We start from the raw sequence: 20,429 nt of genomic DNA, 5'->3' as shown, positions 1-20,429 counted from the left end.
TGACGCTACACCCGCACACAAACCCAAAAAGACAGCACAGCGGACCATGTCGCGCTTTGCTGTCTCGTTGGGGTTTGGGTGTTAGCCGATGCCGATGGCTCCGGTCAGGACTCCGACTGCCAGCATCACTATCGAGATGACAGCCGTGCGCCAGAGGACCTTCTTGTGGTGGTCGCCCAGGTCTACCTTGGCCAGCGAGACGAGCAGGAGGATGGCCGGGACCAGCGGGCTCTGGAGGTGGAAGGGCTGGCCGGTGATGGAGGCGCGGGCCATGTCCGCTGCACCGACGCCGTAGTGTGCTGCGGTTTCGCTGAGGACAGGGAGTACACCGAAGTAGAAGGCGTCGTTGCTCATGAAGAAGGTCATCGGGATGCTCAGCACGCCGGTGATGACGGCCATGAATGGTCCCATGTCCGCCGGGATGATCTGGACTAGCCACTCGGACATTGCCTTCACCATGCCTGTGCCGTTGAGTACACCGGTGAGGACGGCTGCTGCCATGACCATGCTGACGACGGCGACGATCGACGGTGCGTGCGCGATCAGCTGGGCTCCTTGGTCCTTGACCTTGGGGAAGTTGACCAGCAGTGCGATGGCCGAGCCCACCATGAAGACGAACGGGAGCGGGACGATGTTGGCTACCAGCGTGACCATGACGGCGACGGTAAGCCCAAGGTTGAACCAGAACAGCTTGGGGCGCAGCGTGGTGCGGTTCGGATCCAGTGCGGTATCAGCCATGGCGGTGTCGTGGTCGTCGACGAGAACTTCAGTACGTTCCAAAACTGCGACGCCGGCGCCTCCGCCGCTGCCCGGCTTGCCTGCAGTTGTGGTTGAGCCGCCGCGGCCGGTGCCGCCGTCGAACGCGTTGGAAGGATTGGCGACGTCGCCCCAGATCTCGGGAGCAGTGGTGCGGAGACGGTTGCGTTCCTGCAGGCCGAGCAGCCAGGAGAAGACGAGCACGACGATGAGGCCGACGATCAGGGACGGAACCATGGGGACGAAGACGTCGTTGACGTCCAGCTTAAGTGCGGTAGCGGCGCGGGCTGTGGGGCCGCCCCACGGCAGGATGTTCATGGTGCCGTTGGCGAGGCCGGCCACGCAGGTGAGGACCACGGGGCTCATCTTCAGGCGCAGGTAGACCGGCAACATGGCGGCGGTGGTGAGGATGAAGGTGGTTGAGCCGTCGCCGTCCAGGGAGACTGCCGCGGCGAGGATAGCTGTGCCCAGGACTACCTTGGCGGGGTCGTTGCCGAGCTTGCGCAGAATGAACTTCACCAAGCGGTCGAACAGCCCGACGTCGATCATCAGGCCGAAGTAGATGATGGCGAACATCAGGAGCGCGGCCGTGGAGGTCATGGACTTCATCGAGTCCATAACCATGGGACCGATGCCCAAGCCGGCCCCCGCGAAGAGACCGAAGATGGTGGGGACGATGATCAGCGCCAAGACGGGCGTCAACTTTTTGGTCATGATCAGGACCATGAATACCGCAATCATTGCGAATCCAAGCAAAACCAGCACGGCCGGCTCCTTACTACTGTGAATGGCACCACTTCGATGTGATGCGCAATACAGACGTTATAGTGGCGCCCGTCACGGGCTGGGGTTTCCGGGAATTGTTGGGAATACTGATCATTGCGAGCGTTTTGCGCATTGTGCTCAGTGCTTCAATGGAGCTGGAGGAAAGGAGTGACGGTGCCGCGCAACAGCCGGGTCAGTATGCGTTTCTCCACCCAGACTCTCCTTCTGCAGTTGGGGGTTGTACTGCTCGTAGTGCTGCTGAGCGGCGCCGTCCACGCGTGGCTGGTCTACGAACGCATCGGCGACGAAGCCGAAAACCAAGCACTCACCCTCGCCCGAACAGTGGCAGCCGATCCCGATGTCAGGCAAGACGTCCAGGCAATCAGCAAAGAAGAAGGAACGCCGCCGCCCAGCGTCCTGGCCGCAGGTCCGTTGCAGGCGGCAGCAGAAGCGGCCAGGATCCGGACCGGCGCGCTCTTCGTAGTCATCACCGACGAAACCGGGCTTCGGCTTGCCCACCCGGACGTTGCACGGCTTGGAGAACGCGTCAGCACCGACCCCTCAGTGGCGTTGGCCGGCCAGGAAATCACCACCCGCAATACTGGCACTTTGGGTCCATCAGCGGGTGCCAAGGTGCCTGTGTACGCACCCTCGTCCGGCAGCCAAGGCACGGGTGGCACCATCGTGGGCGAAGTGAGCGTGGGCTACTCCATGGAGTCCCTCAGCAAGAGCCTGGCACAGGACATTGTGCCTATTGCCCTGACCGCCGGCGGAGCACTCCTTGCGGGAATCCTGGCTTCTTTCCTGCTCCGACGCCGCCTGCAGCGGCTCACGTTGGGCTTGGAGCCGGAGGAGATCAGCACCCTCGTCCACGACCAAGTGGCAGTGCTCCAAGGTGTGGACGAGGGCGTGATCGGGATCGCCGCCGACGGACGCATCTCCGTGTTCAACGCAGCTGCCGCCAGGCTCCTGGACCTGCCCGACGTCACCGGCCAGGACTGGGCAACAGCCAACGTTCCCGGGCAACTCAAGCAACTCACCCAGCCCGCCGCCCGCGACGCCGAAGCGGTGGAACTGGTAGCCGGCGGCAGGGTCCTGGTGGCAAGCGCCCGCAAAGCCTGGCACCGCAAGGAAGACCTCGGCTGGGTGGTCATGCTCCGCGACCGCACCGAACTGCAGCAACTAACCCGCCAGTTGGACGCGGTCGGAACCATGTCCACCGCCCTGCGCGCACAGCGCCATGAATTCGCCAACCAACTCCACACCATTGCCGGCTTCATGAGCATCGGCCAACACGAGCAAGCCAAGGAATACCTGGCGAAGATCTCCGCCACCGGCCCCCTCAAGTTCCCTGTGGAGCAGGCAGAACTCCTTCAAGACGCGTACTTGCAGGCTTTCGTCGGTGCCAAGGGCGTGGAGGCCTCCGAACGCGGAGTGGCACTCCGGATCGGGCCGGAAACACTGGTCCGGGGACACGTGGCCGATCCGCAGGACGTCACCACAGTGCTCGGCAACCTGATCGACAACGCCGTGAGCGCCGCCGTCGCCGGTTCCGCTGCGGAGCGTTGGGTAGAACTTGAGTTGCTGGACGATGCCGGCCAGGACAGCAGGACACTGCACATCGTCGTCGGCGACTCCGGGGACGGTTTGGGGAACCTGGAACCTGAGGAAGTCTTCGCTGAAGGATTCACGACGTCGGAACAACCGGTGCGTCAGGGGGCCGGACAAGGTTTGGGGTTGGCTCTGGTGCGGCAGTTAGCCAGGCGCAGGGGTGGGGACGTCCGCGTCCTGGAAACCGGCAGGAAAGGCGGTCCCGGAGCGGTCTTCATGGCAACGATACCGGGCGTGATGGGGCGAACGGCCGACGGCGGCGGCGCTGGTTCAATCGGCGCTGAAGATTCAACCGGCACAACAATGCGGGAGGACAGCAGTGGCTGACGATTTGAGGGTGCTCATTGTGGATGATGATTTCCACGTGGCCCGGCTGCATGCAGCCTACGTGGACTCCGTGGCCGGCTTCATGGCGCTTGCCCCGGCCGGTTCGGTGTCCCAGGCGCTGCAGGCCATCCACAGCCTGCGGCCGGATCTGGTGTTGCTGGACGTATACCTGCCGGACGGTTCCGGGCTGGATTTGCTGGGACAGCTGGACATCGATGCCATCATGCTGACAGCGGCTTCTGACGCCCCGTCCATCAGGGTGGCGATGCGTCGCGGCGCCCTGGGGTACTTGTTGAAGCCCTTTACCGCGGAATCCTTGTCCCAGCAGCTGAGATCGTATGCGCGGTATCGCCGGATCCTTGGGCAGCAAGCAGGTGTTGACCAGACCACGATCGAGCGTGCCAAGCGCGCACTGGTCCCAGGCGACGTGACGCCCGCGCAGAAGCCACGCTCAGCCACCGAAGCCGCAGTACTCGAATCACTGCTTCCCGGCGAACAATACTCAGCCGCCGAAGTCGCAGACCGCGTGGGCGTTTCCCGGGCCACCGCTCAAAGGTACCTGTCCTCGCTTGCGGACGATGGCGCCGTCGAAATCCAATTACGCTACGGAAGCACGGGCCGCCCGGAACACCGCTACGGCATCCCGGGCTAGGCCCAGGCTAGGCGGACTTCTGCGCCACGAGCTCGATCTCCACCAGCATTTTGGAGTCCAGGAACGGCAGCACGTGCACCAGGGCCAGAGTGGGACGGATCTCGCCGAAAACCTCGCCGTGGGCGCGGCCTGCGTCTTCCCACTTGCTGATGTCCGTCAGGTACAGCTTGGACTGAACGACGTCCTCATAGGAGAACCCGGCTTCTTCGAGGACCGCTCCGAGCTTCTCAAGGATGTATTTGGTCTGCGAGTAGAAGTCATCGCCGACGATGCCATCAGGCCCACTGGCCGCCGTGGCAGAGATGAAGAGTGTGTTGTCCACCTGGACCGCGCGGGAGTATCCAAGGGTCTGTTCCCAGACGGAACCCGTGCCATATGTCTTGCGCATGCCGCGCCTTTCCTGATCGCTGTTCCCGTCCCGGCAATACAGAACGTGACGGGGTTTACGAAAGGAAACTTTATGGCTGTGGGAGGTCCAGCCTGTAAACGAACAGCTTTATGTCGGTGCCGGGGACGAACCAGTCACGGTGCGGAGCGCGGGCAAAACCGGTGCGGGCGTAGAGGGCGTTGGCGCCCTCCCATGTTGCCCCAGTGGTAAGGGAGACGGCACCGATGCCGTCCATCGCTTTGGCTTGCTCGACGACGGCCTGCACCAAGGCCCGTCCGGCGCCCGAACGCTGCACTGCGGGATCTACTACCAGGGTGCGCAGTTCCAGTTCGTCGTCCAGGCCGATGTCCGAGAAACCGCCGCCCGCTGGCGCAGCAGTGACCGAACCGATCACCTGGCCGTTGCGTTCCGCCACGAAGATTTCGGCGTGCTCCGCGCGAGCTGCCACGTCCTGGAGTTGCCGCAGGTACGGGTGGTCCGCACTGCCGTAGTACCCCGCGGTGACGTATGAATCCTGCGTGATGCGGGCAACGTCGTCGTAGTCTTCGGGCAGGGCTGGGCGGACAGTAATCGGCGAATGCACTTATCAATGGTAGTGGCGTCATTACCGCCCCGGACGCCAAACAGCCCTTTCCGTGACCGAACTATCAGTCGACCGCAGAATTCCCGACGGCGGATTGTTGCGTCACGTTGATGGTGGCAGTCGCCACTGGGCTGCTTTTGTGTTGCCTCCTGTGGCGCTGGATTGAGTCCTGTGGCGTGCCGTGAAGCCCGGTTTCCCGCTGTTGCGGGCACGTGTCGAAGCGCTGGCGAAGGGTGCTGCGACCGTGCTTGAGTTGCCACACGGCAACCGCACATTGCCCTTCACTGCGCTAAACAAGCTCGGAAAGACAAACCACTCGGACATACAGAACAGGAGGAACGATGCCCCAGGCCCACTTCAACGCGACGCAGGCTCGCACCTGCTGTCCGTCCTGCCTTCAGAAATAAGCGATTCGCACCACCGCCGCCCGTTTAAGCCATTGGCTCCGGGCTGCGGCGACCCACCCGCACCTGAAAGGCTTTACATGTCCGCGTCCCCCCGCGTTCGAACACGGATCAACACCCATCATCGACACACAGCACCCAACCGCCGCCAAGTCCTCGGCGCCTTCATCGCCCTCCCCGCCCTCGGCCTGTTGACTGCCTGCGGCGGTCCGGCAACGGCTGGTGGCGAATCCACGCAGGCCGCGCAGGTCACGGCACCGCTGGCCACCGCTGTCCCGGAAGGAACCACGCTGGTAGTGGGCGACCCCACGGTACAGGTTGCCTTGGAACTCTCCGGCCTGGACAAGAAGCTCAGCTTCCCGGTGAAGTTTGCCAACATTTCCGGCGGGCCGGCCACTACCGAAGCGTTCCGGGCCAACGCCCTGGATGTTGGCTCGGTGGCCGACATACCTCCTATCCATGCCACGTGGACAGGCCTGGATGTCCGGATCATTGCGAGCGTCTACCGCAAAGACGCCGTGAACCACCCACTCTATGAATTGGGTGTGGCCCCCGGCGCCGGGATTACGGAACTCCAAGGCCTCCGTGGCAAGAAGATCGCCTACAGCCCCGGGCAGGCCCAAGGCGCTTTGGTCCTGCGCATCCTGGAAAAGGCGGGCTTGGAACAAAAAGACGTCAAGCTCGTGGAACTGCCCAGCACCGGGGACACGTATTCCACGGCCCTGTTCAGCAAGCAGGTTGATGCTGCCCCACTGGGAGGCGTTCAAATCAAGCGATACCTGGCCAAATACGGTGCCGACGGCGGAACCACCCTCCGACACGGCCTCCGCGACGACCCCGGTCACCTGTATGCGCCGGCCAAGGTCTTGGAAGATCCGGCCAAGGCTGCCGCACTTGCGGAGTATGTGGGCCTGTGGGGACAGGCACAGCGGTGGATCCAAGACCACCCCAAAGAATGGCTTGAGGGCTACTACGTCAAGAATCAGGGGCTCTCCCGCGAGGACGGCCAGTACCTGATCGATGCCGCGGGCGAGCGCGATCTCCCTACCTCGTGGACGGAGGCCATTGCCCGCCACCAGCAAACCATCGACCTGCTGGCACGCGAGCAGAAGAAGCCCAAACTGGACGCTGCAAAGCTGTATGACCTGCGGTTCGAGGCTATCGCCGGCACGGCCTACGCCGCGGCAGGGGGTGCCTAGCCATGACAACCACTGCTGCCCAGCGCGCGTCTGCCGCTACCGCCCGCGCCCGCACGGCTCCCCCACCAACGCGCGACGCCGGCACCCACCCGGGTGCCGCCGTCGAACCTCATCTGGGTGTCGAACCTCATCTGGGCGTCGAACCTCATCTTGACCTCACCCTCAGCGGCCGGCCGGATGTGCGGCCCACAAGCCGCCGCCTGGGTCCTGGACCAAGACGCCGCCTGGCCGGTTTGGTGGGTCCCGTCGCGCTGATCATGTTGTGGACAGCGGCGTCGGCCACCGGCCTGCTGGATCCGCGGATCTTGTCCGAGCCGTGGACCGTGGTGTCCACGGCGGGCGAGCTGATCGCGGACGGCCGACTCCAGGAAAATCTTGCAATCTCTGCCCAGCGTGCAGGTTTGGGGCTGTTGTTCGGGATTGTGGTGGGAGCCCTGCTGGCACTACTGGCTGGACTGAGCCGCGTGGGAGAGGCGTTGATCGATGGTCCTGTGCAAATCAAGCGCGCCATCCCCGGCCTGGCCTTGATCCCCCTGCTGATCCTGTGGTTCGGCATCGACGAAACCATGAAGGTCCTGACTATCACGTTGGGGGTGTTCGTGCCCATTTACCTGCAAACGCACGCCGGACTGCGCGGTATCGACCTGCGATACGTCGAGTTGGCACAGACCGTGGGGCTAACCCGGTCCGGGTTCATCCGCCGCGTGGTGCTCCCTGGAGCGCTGCCCGGATTCTTCCTGGGCCTTCGCTTCGCCGTCACTGGCGCATGGGTGTCCTTGGTGGTGGTGGAGCAGATCAATTCCACCAGCGGCATCGGCTACATGATGGAGCTCGCCCGCACGTACGGCCAAACCAACATCATCGTCCTGGGCCTTGCCGTCTACGGCGTCCTGGGCCTGCTTTCCGACGCAGCCGTCCGGCTCCTGGAACGAAAGGCATTGTCATGGCAACGCACGCTGGCGGGCTGAGTGTCTCGCAGGGAGCCCAACCGCGCACGGGACCTTCCCACGAGGTCTCCGTACGTAACCTCATCCGAAGCTTCGGCCCCAAGGGCGTGCTCAACGGCGTGGACCTGGACATTGCTCCTGGCGAGTTCGTCGCCCTGCTCGGCCCCAGCGGCTGCGGTAAGAGTACATTGCTCCGCGCTCTTGCCGGACTGGACCGCGACGTCCGCGGCAGTGGGATCGTCAAGGTCCCCGACCAGGTGTCAGTGGTGTTCCAGGACTCGAGGCTCCTCCCCTGGGACACCGTCCTGGGCAACGTCACTTTGGGCCTCGGGGATCACGACGCCGATTTCCGCGGACGCCGTGCACTCGCCGAGGTGGGACTCGCTGGCCGCGAAAAGGCCTGGCCGCACGAGCTGTCGGGAGGTGAGCAGCAGCGCGTCGCCTTGGCGAGGTCGCTGGTGCGGGAGCCCCGGCTGCTTCTTGCCGATGAACCGTTCGGCGCCCTCGACGCCCTGACCCGCCTGAAGATGCACGCGCTGTTGAAGGAACTCGTGGCCGCGCATCGCCCCGCCGTCCTGCTCGTCACCCACGACGTCGATGAGGCCATCACGTTGGCCGATCGCGTGATCGTCCTTCAAGGCGGCCGTGTAGCCCTTGAGCGCAAGGCCGGAACCGGCGTCGAGCGTTCATCGCTGAGGGGCGAGCTGCTCTCTGCCCTCGGCGTCCACGTTGCTGCCTGAAACCCAACACCCACCGAGACCCATCCCCTCACCAGAAATCAAGGAGAAACCCATGTCCACCCCACAACGCCAACTCCACCTCAACGCCTTCCTGATGAGCACCGGCCATCACGAGGCCTCCTGGCGCCTGCCGGAAAGTGATCCTTTCGCATCCACCAAGGTGGAGCACTACCAGCACCTGGCCCGCACGGCGGAACGCGGAAAGCTGGATTCCATCTTCTTCGCGGACTCCCCTGTCCTCTTCGGCGAGGTGGGTCGTCGCCCTGCCGGCAAGCTGGAACCCACGGTGCTGCTGACCGCCATCGCCGCGGCAACGCAAAAGATCGGCCTGATCGCCACGGCCTCCACCACCTACAACGACCCCTTCAACCTGGCACGGCGCTTCGCGTCGGTGGACTGGGTCAGCGGGGGTCGCGCCGGTTGGAACGTTGTCACGACGGCGGGGCCGGACGCGGCGCGAAACTTCGGCGTCGATGACCAGCCGGCACATGCGGTCCGTTACGAGCGGGCGGCCGAGTTCATCGAGGTAGCCCAGAAGCTGTGGGACAGCTGGGAGGACGAAGCAGTACTTGCTGACAAGGCCGAAGGTGTGTGGGGGGATGCCCACAAGATCCGGGCCATTGAGCACGAAGGCAAGCATTTCCGCGTCCGTGGTCCCCTGAACGTCCCGCGTTCCCCGCAGGGCCACCCGCTGATCGTGCAGGCGGGGTCCTCAGAGGATGGCAAGAAGCTCGCCGCCCAGTACGCCGAGGCCGTGTTCACAGCCCACCAGACAGTGGAGGATGCGCAGGCTTTCTACGCTGACCTGAAGGCTCGCACCCTGGCGGCGGGACGGGATCCCGAGGGCATCAAGATCCTGCCCGGCATCGTCCCCGTGATTGGTTCCACGGAGGCAGAAGCACTGAAGCTGGAGCGTGAACTCGATGAGCTCATCAAGCCTGAATACGCCCGCGAACAACTGGCAAGGACCCTGCGTGTGGCACCCGGGGATCTCCCGCTGGACCGGCAGTTGCCGGCTGATCTTCCGTCTGAGGATGACATCGAAGGCGCCAAGAGCCGCTATACGTTGATCGTGGAGCTTGCCCGCCGCGAGCAGCTCACGGTCCGGCAGCTGATCGGTCGCTTGGGTGGCGGGCGTGGCCACCGCACTTTCTCCGGCACGCCCGAGCAAGTGGCCGATGCCATCCAGGACTGGTTCCAGGCAGGGGCGGCTGACGGCTTCAACATCATGCCGCCCGTTCTCCCCTCCGGTTTGGAGATCTTCGTGGACCAGGTAGTGCCGATCCTTCAGCAGCGTGGGCTGTTCCGCACCGAATACACGGCGTCGACGCTGCGCGGGCACTACGGGCTTGCCCGGCCTGAGAACCGCTTTGCAGGTTCTGCGGCACAGCAGCTTACCTCCATCGGCTCGGCGTTCTGATGGCCGAATACCGCAACCTTGGGCGCACCGGCGTCAAGGTCAGCCAGCTGACCCTGGGAACCATGATGTTCGGGGCCATCGGCAATCCAGACCATGACGACAGCATCCGCATCATCCACCGCGCCCTGGACGCCGGCATCAACATCATAGATACGGCAGATGTGTACTCCCAGGGCGAGTCGGAGGAGATCGTTGGTAAGGCCTTGAAGGGACGCCGCGATGCCGTGGTCCTCGCTACCAAGGTCCACGGGCGCCTCGGCGAGGACGTGAACCAGGCCGGCAACTCGCGCCGCTGGATCATCCGTGAAGTCGAGGACAGCCTTCGGCGCCTCCAAACAGACTGGATCGATCTCTACCAAGTCCACCGGCCCGATCCCGACACTGACATCGACGAAACGCTCGGCGCCCTCAGTGACCTCGTCGCGCAGGGCAAGATCCGGTACATCGGGACGTCCACTTTCCTTCCGGGGCAAATCGTCGAAGCACAGTACGTGGCCCGGGAGCGCCACCGGGAGCGGCCCGTCACCGAACAGCCGCCCTACTCGATCCTGGCCCGTGGCGCTGAGCGTGAGGTCCTGCCGTTGGCGCAACAGCACGGCCTCGGTATCCTGCCGTGGAGTCCCCTGGCCGGCGGTTGGTTGTCCGGAAGGATAAAGCACGACGGCGGACACCTTGCGTCGAGCCGGGCGGCGCGCCAACCGGCCCGGCATGATCCTGACCTGCCCGGAAACTCCCTCAAGACCAAGGCCGTGCTTGAGCTGACGGACCTCGCCGACCAAGCCGGATTGTCCTTGATCCACCTCGCCTTGGCCTTCGTGCTGGAGCACCCTGCGGTGACCTCGGCGATCATCGGGCCACGGACACTGGAGCATCTCGAGGCGGCGCTCGGAGCGGACAAGCTCACACTGTCCCCCGACGTCCTGGACAGGATCGACGAGATCGTGGCACCGGGCACAACGCTGAACACGGCTGACGCGGGCTACGAGCCGGTATGGCTGACCGACCCGGCCCGGCGGCGTCGTTCATTGCGGTAAAGCCCGGTTACCACGGTTGTTGCTGTTACCGCTTGGGCCAACTCCACAACGGGCCTTCCAAGGAACCGAGTCCCTTGATCCTGGTCTCGCCCAAGTCCTTGTAGAGCTCGTGCTCGTGGGCCGCTCCACTTTCCCGGAGCGCCCCGAGCAGTGATTCGGAGTGTGTCACCACGATCATCTGGCTGTTGGCACTGGCTTGGACGATGAGTCCAGCCAGTGCCGGCATCAGATCGACGTGGAGACTCGTCTCGGGTTCGTTGAGGACCATTAATTCCGGCGGCCGCGGAGTGAGCAATGCGGCGGTCAGCAGCAGGAACCGCAACGTTCCATCCGAGAGTTCGGCTGCCTTCATGGGCCGCAGCATGCCAGGCTGCCGCAACTCCACGCTGAAGCGGCCGTCGCTCACGGCGATCCCGAGGTGGCTCCCCGGAAAAGCGTGATCGACGGCGGCATCCAACTGACGCTCAAATCCCACTTCACGCAGGGTCTGCAGGGCCGCAGCCAGGTCCTTCCCGCTGTGGTGCAGCACGGGAGTGCGGGTGCCGAGCTGGGCTTGCCGGGCGGGTGCTTCCGCATCTGTCCTGAAGTGATCGTAGAACCGCCAGGAACGCACTGAGTCCCGAACCCGGAGTACTTCAGGTGCCCGGTCCTGGTCCGAAACCTCCGTCAGCATGCTCTGGAAGGTGTCCAGCCGCCGCGAAAGCTCAGTCCAGTCCCCGTCAGCGCCCCGGAGCTTCGCAAGGCTTCCTTTGCGATCCACCAACAGGGAACCTGGCCTTGCTACTGGTCCGGAAAAGATCTGTTCGCGCTTGATCTCGGGATCCAGGCTAAAAGCAGAAGGACGGGCCCTGCCTGTTTCCTGGTCGAATCCGGCGCCACTGGACACGGGCATTCCCAAGTCCACGAGGTAACCGAAGTCGTCCCCGGAGTAGCCCAACTTCAGGTTGACGGAGTCCCGGCGGACCGTACCTTGGACAGGAACTTCGCCTCGCCGCATCGCCTCGCTGATCGACTCCGGGCCAGCCCAGAGCGTGGACGCGAGGCCGCCGTCCCTGGCCAACGAGCCCACCACATTTCCGGAGTCACCCCCTGCACATTCGGCGAGCAGGCGCAGCGCACGGTAGAGGGAGGACTTGCCGCTGCCGTTGGCCCCTGTGACCACGTCCAGGCCATGCAGCTCAACCGCGAGATCGCGGATGGAGCGGTAATTGGCGATCGCAAGGGTCTTGATCACGGGCGCAGGGTGTTGATCAGAGCGGAAATTTGCCGGACAGCTCCAAGGCCCCGGCGCACGTCCATGCAGCCAAGCGGTCCTCGGTGGTGGGGCCGCCGTCGAGCGGGCTCTGAAGCCGTGGCCTGCGCACCCAACAGCCCGCTTCTTCAGCGATCAGGGCGCCAGCGGAGAAATCGTGCTCGTTCAATCCGCGTTCCCCAAAAGCGTCGTAGGTGCCATCTGCCACCAGGCACAGGTCCAAGGCCGCCGAACCCAGCCTCCGAACGTCCGCGAAGCCGTCCATCAGCTCGGCGAGGCCTGCCGCTTGATTGGCGCGCGTATCTGGATCGTAGCTGAATCCCGTGGCCAGAATGAGTCCGGTGCGCCCGGGAACGGGGCCAGCCAGCCGGGTAGCCTCCCCCGCAACTTCCAGCCAGGCGCCTTGGCCTCGGGCCGCCGAATAGACGCGGCCCAGGGCCGGCGCGTGAACTACGCCGGCCAGCCAAACGCCGTCGGCATCGGCCACAGCCACCGACGTGGCGTAGTAGACGATGTTGCGAATGAAATTGGTGGTGCCATCAAGGGGATCAATGGACCAGCGGTAACCCGAGGCCTGCTCGGGCCGGGTGGTGCCGTGCTCCTCCCCGGTGATGGTGTCGTTGGGCCGAGCCGCCAAGATGGCCTCGCGGACTGCATTCTCGGCTGCGACGTCGAACTCGGTCACCCAGTCTCCGGCATCGCCCTTGTTGGATATCCCCAGCCCAGCGCCGCCCGTGCCCACGGCAGTTCTCTGCGAAAGGACCGCAGCTCCGGCGGCAGCAGCACGTTTCGCTACGGCCAGTAGCTCAATGGCGTCGGTCATTGCGTTTTTACTGTCTCGGCGTCGGCGGCGTCGGCGTCAGCGTCGGCGGCGTCGGACCCTGCCGGACCGTTGGCCAACAGCTCACGGAAGCCGTCCTCATCCAATATGGGAACACCGAGCTGCTCGGCTTTGTCCAGCTTGGTTCCCGCACTTTCACCGGCAACCAGGTAGCTGGTGTTCTTGGACACGGACCCTGAAGCCTTGCCGCCACGGATGATGATGGCTTCTTTGGCCTCGTCCCGGCTGAAGTTGGGCAGCGTGCCCGTCACCACGATCGTCAGGCCTTCAAGGGTTCGCGGCATGCTGGTATCGCGCTCGTCCTCCATCCGCACACCGGCGGCGGCCCAGCTGTCCACGATCTCGTTATGCCAATCCACGGCGAACCATTCCTTCAGGGCCGCTGCGATGGTGGGTCCGACTCCATCAACGTGCGCAAGCTGCTCTTCAGTGGCGTTCCGGATGGCGTCCATGCTGCCAAAAGCCGTTGCCAGGGCCCGGGAGGCCGTGGGTCCCACATGCCGGATGGACAATGCCACAAGGACACGCCACAGGGGTTGCTTCTTCGCTTTCTCCAGCTCAGCAAAGAGTTTTTCCGTGGTTGCTGTTGGCTTGGAGGGCGACTTGGCCGTCCCCCTTGAGTAGAAGTACGGAACAAGCTCATACTGGCCCGTGCCTACCCCCTTGGACCTCTTCTCCCTGCGGATCATGACGTTCGCCAGATCCTCGCGGGTCAGATTGAACAACCCCGCCTCACTGGTCAACGGAGGGGTCTCCGGCTCTGCCGGCTGGGTCAGGGCGATCGCAGCTTCCCAGCCCAAAGCCTCGATGTCGAACGCACCGCGTCCGGCAAGGTGGAAAACGCGCTCACGCAGCTGGGACGGGCAGGACTTGGCGTTGGGGCAACGGATGTCCACATCGCTTTCTTTTGCCGGTGCCAATGGCGTACCGCAGGACGGGCACTCGGTGGGCATGACAAATTCCCGCACTGGTGGATCCTGTTGGTTGCGCAGGGCCAGCACGGGCCCAACGATCTCCGGAATCACGTCACCGGCCTTGCGGAGAATCACGATGTCGCCGATCATGACGCCCTTGGCCTTGACCACATCCTGGTTGTGCAGGGTGGCCATCCCCACGGTGGAACCCGCGACCTTCACCGGCTCCATCAAACCGAACGGCGTGACTCGCCCCGTGCGGCCCACGTTGACAAGGATGTCCAACAGTTTGGTGTGGACTTCCTCCGGCGGGTACTTGTAGGCGGCGGCCCACCTGGGGACGCGGGAGGTGTAGCCGAGCGCACGTTGGGTGGCGAAGTCGTCGATCTTGACCACGATGCCATCAATTTCGTGCAGGAGATCGTGCCGGTGTTCGCCGTAATGGGCGATAAATTCCAGGACGCCCTCAAAGGAATCCAGTACTTTCAAGTATGGGCTGACAGGCAGTCCCCAATCGGCCAGCAGCTTGTAGGTTTCGGATTGGCTCTTGGCATTCAGTCCCTCCCGGGCGCCGATACCGTGAACGAACATACTCAGTGGGCGCTTTGCAGTTTCTGCCGGGTCCTTCTGGCGGAGCGAGCCCGCAGCCGCGTTGCGTGGATTGGCGAGGGGCGCTTTGCCCGCGGCAACCAGGGCTTCGTTGAACTCAATGAAGGCCTTGGAGGGAATAAAGACTTCCCCACGGATTTCAACTTCCGAGGGATAACCGGAGCCGCTGAGTTCCCGCGGGATTTCCTTGATGGTGAGGACGTTGTGCGTGATGTCTTCCCCGGTGGTGCCGTCGCCGCGGGTGGCGGCGCGAACCAGCTTGCCGTCCCTGTACAGCAGATTGACGGCGAGTCCATCGATTTTCAGTTCAGTCAGCCAGGCGATGGGCGGCGCGCTGTCCCCCAGCCGGGCCACTGAAGCTTCAGCCTTGCGTACCCAAGCCTCGAGTTCCTCGAGGGAAAAGACGTCGTCCAGGCTGTACATCCGCTGTAGATGCGCGACGGCGGTGAAGGCGGCAGAGACTTCGCCCCCGACTTCCTGCGTGGGCGAGTCATTGGAGACGAGTTCCGGATGCAGCGCTTCGATTTCTTCCAGGCGACGGTAGAGTTCATCGAACTCGGCGTCGGAAACCGTGGGCGCGTCCTCTTGGTAATAGGCATACCGGTACTTGCGCACGAGGTCGGCAAGTTGCTCATACTCATCCCGCAGGCTCTCCGAAGGAGGTGTTCCCTCTTCTGCGCCCAAGGCCGCAGCGGCATCCTGGGTTGTGGTGCGGACCGGATCTGGATTCTCTGGTGTGCTCACAGGTCTATCTTGCCGCAACCCGCGGACATTATTGACCCGTCAGGATGAGAGCCCATGCCAGCCGATTCCTAGCTGCGGTTCTCCGGCGGCATGGCGATCTGCAGCTTGCGTACCTTTCCACGTCCCACGATGTATCCGCGCCCGGGGATGAAGTCCTTGCTGATGCGGCCCAGGGACGTGTTGAGGAGGGTGTCCCCTTCCACATCTCCAGGGTTGAGCAACAGTCCACGCCTGCCCGATTTGAAGGGCTGGGCCAAGGACCATGCCTGGGACCACGTGGACGTTTCGGATTCGCCGACAACCCATTGATCGGCTTTGATGGCAGCCGTTACCAACCGTCCCACGCCCGATTCTGCCAGCGTGTCCGTGAACTCGGTCAGGCCCTCGATGAAGATAGCCATACTGCCCGGGTTGTCCGTGGCTTTGTCGATGAGGTCATCCACCACATCCGAGACCTCGTCGGGTCCCACCAGGGACCTGCTCCAGATGTTCATTGAGGCAACCGCAGACCGGCGTGATCCGATGTAGATAAGATCCGTCCGCGGGTTGGACCGCCGCAGGGCGTATGCCAACGTGACCAGGGCGACTGTGCGTCCGGCACCCGGCGGCCCCGCGAGCAAGAGCGAACCCTTGGCGGCAATGGTCGCCGACCCCAGTGTCTCGTCGTCCACACCAATAACAGGGCTGTCCGGGGCACCGGTGGGCAGGATATCCAAGTCCACGAGTTCCGGCAGCCGCTGGATCTGTGGCGCCTGCTCCAGCCCTTGGCGCACCATGGCCTGGCTGAGCTTGGACACTTCGCGGGCCTGCAGCGCCAGGTTGGAGTTGCCGCCCAGCACGGCCAGTTGGACCTCCAGGCCGTCCAGCAAACCGCGGCCGGGAGGCGAGGCTGCGTTGAGGACGTCCTTTGGCACATCGAGGGTCATGTAATCGTCTTCGGAGCTCAGGCGCAGGACCAACCGCTTTTGGATCGAGGCAAGGAGCGACGCCGGGACAGAGTTGGTGCGGTCGCCGCTCACCACCAAGTGGATACCCAGGGGACGTCCGTCCGTAGCCAACTGGAGGAAGATGTCCCACAGTGCGGACAGGTTGCTGTACTCATAGCCTTCACGGAAGGAGGACATGCCGTCCACCAGGACGAAAATACGCTTTTCGTCCGAACGGTTTGCGAGTTGCCGGTATTCAACAATGGTGGAGGCCCGGACCTCGGCAAAACGCGCGGCGCGGTCATCGGCGACGTCCTTCAGCCAGCGCAGAAGGCGGCCAACCCGCTCGACGTCGTCGCCGCTGATGACCTCGCCCACGTGCGGAAGGCCGTCGAGCATTTTCAGGCCGGAGGAACCGCAGTCGATGCCGTACACGTGGACCGGACCACCGCGGGGTGTGACGGCGGCGGCGATCGCGATTCCCCGCAGCGCAGCTGACTTACCCGAACCACCCGTTCCGTAGACGGCCATGTTGCCATCCTTGTCCGGTTCGTAGAACACGGTGGGCTGGTCCTGGTGTGCGGGGTCATCGGCCACGCCCAGGAGGAGTCGCTCGTCCGTGCGCGGGTTTGGCAACTTGGAAAAATCGTAGGTGGTGGCCAGTTCGTTCAGCCACGGCTTCCGTGGCGGTTCAATGGCCAGGACATCGGCAGCCCGGATGATGTTGGTGGTCATCCTGGCAATGTCGTTGGGTCCGGCAGGCTCTTCCTCCACGGCGGCGACGGGCGGTGGTTCCCAGGAGGGGCCGGAACCGAAGGACATCTCGACGATGTCTATCCGGGGACGTTGTGGCTTGTCGGTGGTCCAGCCACCTGCGTATCCGGTCTGGAATCCCTGAATGCGCCCGGGGCCAGTCTTCGCTGCCCCACGGCCTGGAATGGACGGATCGAAATAGGCGGCCGTGGGGACGCCAAGAATGTCCACTGCATCCACTTCATCCGCCATGCGCAACGCAACACGGAGGTTCGTGTTGGCGCGCAGGTTGTCCTTGATGACGCCTGTAGGACGCTGGGTGGCGAGGATCAGGTGCAAACCCAGGGAACGTCCGCGGGCGGCAACGTCCACCACGCCGTCCACGAACTCGGGGACCTCGGTGGCAAGCGCCGCGAATTCGTCCACGATGATGATGAGGTACGGGGGTGCTTCAGGGTCTGCTTCGCGCTGCAGGGCCAGCAGGTCCTTGGCCTTCTTCCGGTTCAGGAGGCGTTCGCGATAGTGCAGTTCGGCCCGCAACGAGGTCAAGGCCCTGCGGACCAGGTGCGGAGACAAGTCGGTCACGAGCCCTACAGTGTGGGGCAAGTGCAGGCAGTCGGCAAAAGCGGCGCCACCCTTGTAGTCCACGAACAGGAAGCTGACCCGGTCCGGGCTGTAGGCGGCAGCCATTCCCATCACCCAGGACTGAAGGAACTCCGATTTGCCCGCGCCAGTGGTTCCACCCACCAGCGCGTGGGGACCCTCGTTCTTGAGGTCCAGGTAGAAAGGTTCAACGCCCTTGGAACCCACCAAGGCGCGGAGGCTTCCGTTGTCCTTGCGGTTGGGCACGGCCGTGGCATGGACTGAGTTGTTCTCCTGCCACCGTTCAGCCACGGCATGCGGGTTGTCCATCAGTTCCTTGCCGATCAACGTCGCGTAGGAAACGGCCCGCGGGAGGTCCGAATCGTCCTCAAGCGGGTTTCCGACGTCAACCAACGGCGACATCATGCGCGCCAGCTGTGTCGCGAGACCAGCGTCGAGGCTTTCGCAGCTCACCGGATAGGTGTGGCGGCCGAGCCGGACCTGGCCGGTGGTGGTGCCGTGGTCGCCGTCCACCGAGAGGAAATCCCGGCAGGCTGCAGGCAGGGACTGCACATTCGCTGCCACCCACATGACGTGCACGCCGAAGTCCGGGCCGCGTTCCACCAGCCGCGTCAGCCGTCCCCGGTCCACAGGTGCATCGTCCTCAACAACTACCAGGACGGCCGGAACCACGGGACCAGGAATCTCTTCGTGCTCGTCCTTGAGCGCCGGGCGTGGCTGCGGACCGGGTTCCTTGGCCTGGGCCTCGCGCTGCTCCACAAGGTCCTCCAGGCGCGACAACAAGGAAGCTCCAGCAGCAGGGCCTGCGGCCAGATGGTCCCCGGAGAGCGGGCTGTGGCCGGAACCAACGTGTGGAAGCCACTGCAACCAATCCCAACGCTCACGGGAACGGGCGGAAGTCAGTGCAGCCAACACCATCTCCGCGGGCGAGTGGAGTCCCACCAACTGAAGCACCATGCCCCGGGCGACGTCGTCCACGACACTGCGGTCCCCGGCCACACCGAAGGAACCCGATGTGCGCAGCTGGGACACGATGGGCACGCCATCAATGACGCGGACCTGCTTCAGGCATTGCTGGATTTCCCTCATATACCGGGGTTCGGTTTCGTTGGCGCCGGGTTCTTCGAACTGTATCCGCGACGGCGCAGAGCCCAGTCCGAACCGGACACCAAGGAAATGCTGGTGCTCGGGCCGGTTGGTCCACAGGAGCGGGCCGAGTTTGTAGATGGCGTCCACGGTGTCGCTGACGGAGGGCGCTTCCTGAAGCCGCACGGCGCGTTCAATGTTCTGTTGCCTGTCGATGTCCTCGCGGAACGCAAGCATGGAAGCCTGGAACTGCTTATGGCCTTCCTTCGCCTGGCGCTTGCCCTGCATCTTGTGGTCCACATAGTGGCCAACGATGAACAGCGGCATCATGGCCATGAACAGCACCGAAAGCAGGTTCTGGGTGAATGCGAAAAGAACGCCACCCATCAGCAGCGGTGCGATCAACATGATGTACGGGAATGGTTGGTGTTCGGGGCGTTTGGGGCCAGCTGGCGGCACGCGCTTAGGAGACTCAAACCTCGGCAACACCCGCGGCGAGCGGTTGAAGTCGACCAGCGGCGATGATGGCCCGCCCCCATGGTTCCGCGAAAGGGACACGACTCCCACGGTGGTATCGCCCAGGGTCACCGTATCCGAAGATTCAAGCGTGGCGCGGGTGACCGGCAAACCCTCCATAAGCAGTCCGTTCGCCGAGTTCGTGTCCACGATCTCCACGGTCTCGCCAACGGTGATGCGCGCATGGCGCTTGGACGTCAGCGGGTCCGAGAGCCGGATGTCGGCGTCCCTGTCCCGGCCGATGTAACTGGTGCCGAAAGGCAGCGAAAATTCGCGTCCGACGTCGGGCCCTGACATAACGCGCAAGGTGGCCGCGGCTGGTCCTCGGTTTTGGCCGTTGGTACCGCCGTTGCCGTTGGAAGCGGGATGCTCGCTCACCTGCGCGAGCGAAACCTTGGAGCCGGGCCGCAGCCCGGACTCGAGCAGGTTATCCGAGGGCCTGAGGACATGGCCTGAAAGGCCTCCGCCCACGAACGCTTCGTCCACGCTGATGGACAGGTTCGACGGCGGTTCTGTCCCCTTTCGTGCGGGGTCGGCAGCCCAAAGTTCGGTGGCGATGTCCGCCACGGTGGCGCGACCATCCACCGTAACGGCGAGGTCCTTTGCTTCCGCGGGGTCTCGCCGCAAGGTCAAGCGGAACTTCATGCTTCGTCTGCTCCAGTCATGGTTTCCAAAAGGTATAGGTCCGCGGCTGTCACCAGGTGCGAGGTCACGGCGTGCTCCACCAGGCGGGCACGGCGGTTGGTGGCGAGTTTGCCGGCGCCACCCCGGAGACCTACGACGCCGACGCGGTCCAGTTTGTCGCAGACGTTATCCAGCTTTCGATTGAAGCGTGTCAGGGCCCAGCCCAGCCTCTTGGCGGCCTCCGCGGACGACGGAATCGCGCTGAAGCCGGTACCGTCACGCCGAAGCATGGGCTCAGCGAGGGCCACGATCAGGGCCTTCTGCGAGTCGGTGAAAACCACCGGCCCTATGGTGGTGTCCCCCGCTTGATCCTCGTCCCGGGCTTCATGCCGGAAAGACGGCGTCTTCAAATGCACTGCGAACTCATAGGTGGTGGGCCCGGCTGTGAAGATCACGTTGGTGTGGCTGAAGACGAGCGGGATCCGGGCGCCGGGAGCCAGCCATGCCTGCATGCCGCCCGATCCATCGGCGACGGTTGCAGAGAGCATGCTGCCTACGTTGCTGAGCCACCACATGCCGTCATACCGTGCAATCTGCAGAAAGCGCCGGTGCAGGTACGGGTTGTCGTCGACTTCCAGGTCCCCTTCGCGACCGATGTCAAAGACGTCGTCGTCGGATGGTTCGTACCATTCGCCACAGAAATCTATTGCTAGATCCCCCATGATCTGTGCCTCC

Annotated in this window: 15 protein-coding genes; 7 read left to right on the top strand and 8 right to left on the bottom strand. The window is 64.0% G+C overall.

What is annotated here, in order from left to right:
* Positions 1 to 81 precede the first annotated feature (81 nt).
* Positions 82 to 1,521: a CitMHS family transporter gene (locus ACZ5G6_RS07530; protein WP_498690529.1), complete on the bottom strand. Its 1,440-nt coding sequence runs from the start codon at positions 1,519 to 1,521 to the stop codon at positions 82 to 84.
* A 198-nt stretch (positions 1,522 to 1,719) separates the two neighbouring features.
* On the opposite strand from ACZ5G6_RS07530, the gene ACZ5G6_RS07525 reads away from it, so the two are divergent.
* Complete coding sequence (locus ACZ5G6_RS07525; RefSeq protein WP_498691801.1) at positions 1,720 to 3,459, top strand: sensor histidine kinase; 1,740 nt, start codon at positions 1,720 to 1,722, stop codon at positions 3,457 to 3,459.
* Positions 3,452 to 4,111 carry a response regulator gene (locus ACZ5G6_RS07520; protein ID WP_223936445.1) on the top strand — a complete coding sequence of 220 codons (660 nt, stop codon included), beginning with the start codon at positions 3,452 to 3,454 and terminating at the stop codon, positions 4,109 to 4,111. Before ACZ5G6_RS07525 ends, ACZ5G6_RS07520 begins: the two co-directional genes overlap by 8 nt.
* A 7-nt stretch (positions 4,112 to 4,118) precedes the next feature.
* On the opposite strand, the gene ACZ5G6_RS07515 is transcribed toward ACZ5G6_RS07520, so the two are convergent.
* Together ACZ5G6_RS07515 and ACZ5G6_RS07510 are read right to left on the bottom strand one after the other, a co-directional pair.
* Positions 4,119 to 4,499 carry a RidA family protein gene (locus ACZ5G6_RS07515; protein WP_223948469.1) on the bottom strand — a complete coding sequence of 127 codons (381 nt, stop codon included), beginning with the start codon at positions 4,497 to 4,499 and terminating at the stop codon, positions 4,119 to 4,121.
* Positions 4,500 to 4,569: 70 nt separating this feature from the next.
* Complete coding sequence (locus ACZ5G6_RS07510; RefSeq protein ID WP_223936443.1) at positions 4,570 to 5,082, bottom strand: GNAT family N-acetyltransferase; 513 nt, start codon at positions 5,080 to 5,082, stop codon at positions 4,570 to 4,572.
* Positions 5,083 to 5,566: 484 nt separating this feature from the next.
* Here ACZ5G6_RS07510 and ACZ5G6_RS07505 point away from each other — a divergent pair, with 484 nt between their 5' ends.
* The 5 genes from ACZ5G6_RS07505 to ACZ5G6_RS07485 are packed head-to-tail and all read left to right on the top strand — an operon-like array spanning position 5,567 to position 10,826.
* A complete protein-coding gene (locus ACZ5G6_RS07505; RefSeq protein WP_498690523.1) occupies positions 5,567 to 6,685 on the top strand; it encodes an ABC transporter substrate-binding protein in 1,119 nt (372 codons plus the stop codon).
* A 2-nt stretch (positions 6,686 to 6,687) separates the two neighbouring features.
* Positions 6,688 to 7,653 carry an ABC transporter permease gene (locus tag ACZ5G6_RS07500; RefSeq protein WP_498690521.1) on the top strand — a complete coding sequence of 322 codons (966 nt, stop codon included), beginning with the start codon at positions 6,688 to 6,690 and terminating at the stop codon, positions 7,651 to 7,653.
* Positions 7,629 to 8,372, top strand: coding sequence for an ABC transporter ATP-binding protein (locus ACZ5G6_RS07495; RefSeq protein ID WP_498690520.1), 744 nt, complete (start codon positions 7,629 to 7,631; stop codon positions 8,370 to 8,372). Before ACZ5G6_RS07500 ends, ACZ5G6_RS07495 begins: the two co-directional genes overlap by 25 nt.
* Positions 8,373 to 8,424: 52 nt before the next feature.
* Positions 8,425 to 9,792 carry an LLM class flavin-dependent oxidoreductase gene (locus ACZ5G6_RS07490; RefSeq protein WP_498690518.1) on the top strand — a complete coding sequence of 456 codons (1,368 nt, stop codon included), beginning with the start codon at positions 8,425 to 8,427 and terminating at the stop codon, positions 9,790 to 9,792.
* A complete protein-coding gene (locus ACZ5G6_RS07485) occupies positions 9,792 to 10,826 on the top strand; it encodes an aldo/keto reductase (RefSeq protein ID WP_498690516.1) in 1,035 nt (344 codons plus the stop codon). The genes ACZ5G6_RS07490 and ACZ5G6_RS07485 overlap by 1 nt, the downstream gene beginning before the upstream one ends.
* A gap of 25 nt (positions 10,827 to 10,851) precedes the next feature.
* On the opposite strand, the gene ACZ5G6_RS07480 is transcribed toward ACZ5G6_RS07485, so the two are convergent.
* The 5 genes from ACZ5G6_RS07480 to ACZ5G6_RS07460 all read right to left on the bottom strand — a co-directional run bounded on the left by ACZ5G6_RS07480 (position 10,852) and on the right by ACZ5G6_RS07460 (position 20,416).
* Positions 10,852 to 12,060 carry an AAA family ATPase gene (locus tag ACZ5G6_RS07480; RefSeq protein WP_498690514.1) on the bottom strand — a complete coding sequence of 403 codons (1,209 nt, stop codon included), beginning with the start codon at positions 12,058 to 12,060 and terminating at the stop codon, positions 10,852 to 10,854.
* A 16-nt stretch (positions 12,061 to 12,076) separates the two neighbouring features.
* Entirely contained in the window at positions 12,077 to 12,901 is an 825-nt protein-coding gene (locus ACZ5G6_RS07475; protein ID WP_223936437.1) for an inositol monophosphatase family protein, read from the bottom strand.
* A complete protein-coding gene (gene ligA / locus ACZ5G6_RS07470; RefSeq protein WP_498690512.1) occupies positions 12,898 to 15,186 on the bottom strand; it encodes an NAD-dependent DNA ligase LigA in 2,289 nt (762 codons plus the stop codon). The genes ACZ5G6_RS07475 and ligA overlap by 4 nt, the downstream gene beginning before the upstream one ends.
* A gap of 68 nt (positions 15,187 to 15,254) precedes the next feature.
* Positions 15,255 to 19,715: a type VII secretion EssC family protein gene (locus ACZ5G6_RS07465; protein WP_498690510.1), complete on the bottom strand. Its 4,461-nt coding sequence runs from the start codon at positions 19,713 to 19,715 to the stop codon at positions 15,255 to 15,257.
* A complete protein-coding gene (locus ACZ5G6_RS07460; protein WP_223936434.1) occupies positions 19,712 to 20,416 on the bottom strand; it encodes a hypothetical protein in 705 nt (234 codons plus the stop codon). The genes ACZ5G6_RS07465 and ACZ5G6_RS07460 overlap by 4 nt, the downstream gene beginning before the upstream one ends.
* Positions 20,417 to 20,429: the final 13 nt, after the last annotated feature.

The sequence above is a fragment of the Arthrobacter sp. TmtSoilC51 genome (genome assembly GCF_055388015.1).
Note: the sequence above shows the minus strand (reverse complement) of the source record. Positions and strands in the feature narration are given on the sequence as shown.

Excerpts from the sequence above, each read along its gene's own strand:
- ACZ5G6_RS07515 (WP_223948469.1), bottom strand. The coding sequence starts at position 4,499 with ATGCGCAAGACATATGGCACGGGTTCCGTCTGGGAACAGACCCTTGGA.
- ACZ5G6_RS07485 (WP_498690516.1), top strand. The coding sequence starts at position 9,792 with ATGGCCGAATACCGCAACCTTGGGCGCACCGGCGTCAAGGTCAGCCAG.
- ACZ5G6_RS07460 (WP_223936434.1), bottom strand. The coding sequence starts at position 20,416 with ATGGGGGATCTAGCAATAGATTTCTGTGGCGAATGGTACGAACCATCC.
- ACZ5G6_RS07465 (WP_498690510.1), bottom strand. The coding sequence starts at position 19,715 with ATGAAGTTCCGCTTGACCTTGCGGCGAGACCCCGCGGAAGCAAAGGAC.
- ACZ5G6_RS07525 (WP_498691801.1), top strand. The coding sequence starts at position 1,720 with ATGCGTTTCTCCACCCAGACTCTCCTTCTGCAGTTGGGGGTTGTACTG.
- ACZ5G6_RS07475 (WP_223936437.1), bottom strand. The coding sequence starts at position 12,901 with ATGACCGACGCCATTGAGCTACTGGCCGTAGCGAAACGTGCTGCTGCC.
- ACZ5G6_RS07490 (WP_498690518.1), top strand. The coding sequence starts at position 8,425 with ATGTCCACCCCACAACGCCAACTCCACCTCAACGCCTTCCTGATGAGC.
- ACZ5G6_RS07500 (WP_498690521.1), top strand. The coding sequence starts at position 6,688 with ATGACAACCACTGCTGCCCAGCGCGCGTCTGCCGCTACCGCCCGCGCC.
- ACZ5G6_RS07505 (WP_498690523.1), top strand. The coding sequence starts at position 5,567 with ATGTCCGCGTCCCCCCGCGTTCGAACACGGATCAACACCCATCATCGA.
- ACZ5G6_RS07495 (WP_498690520.1), top strand. The coding sequence starts at position 7,629 with ATGGCAACGCACGCTGGCGGGCTGAGTGTCTCGCAGGGAGCCCAACCG.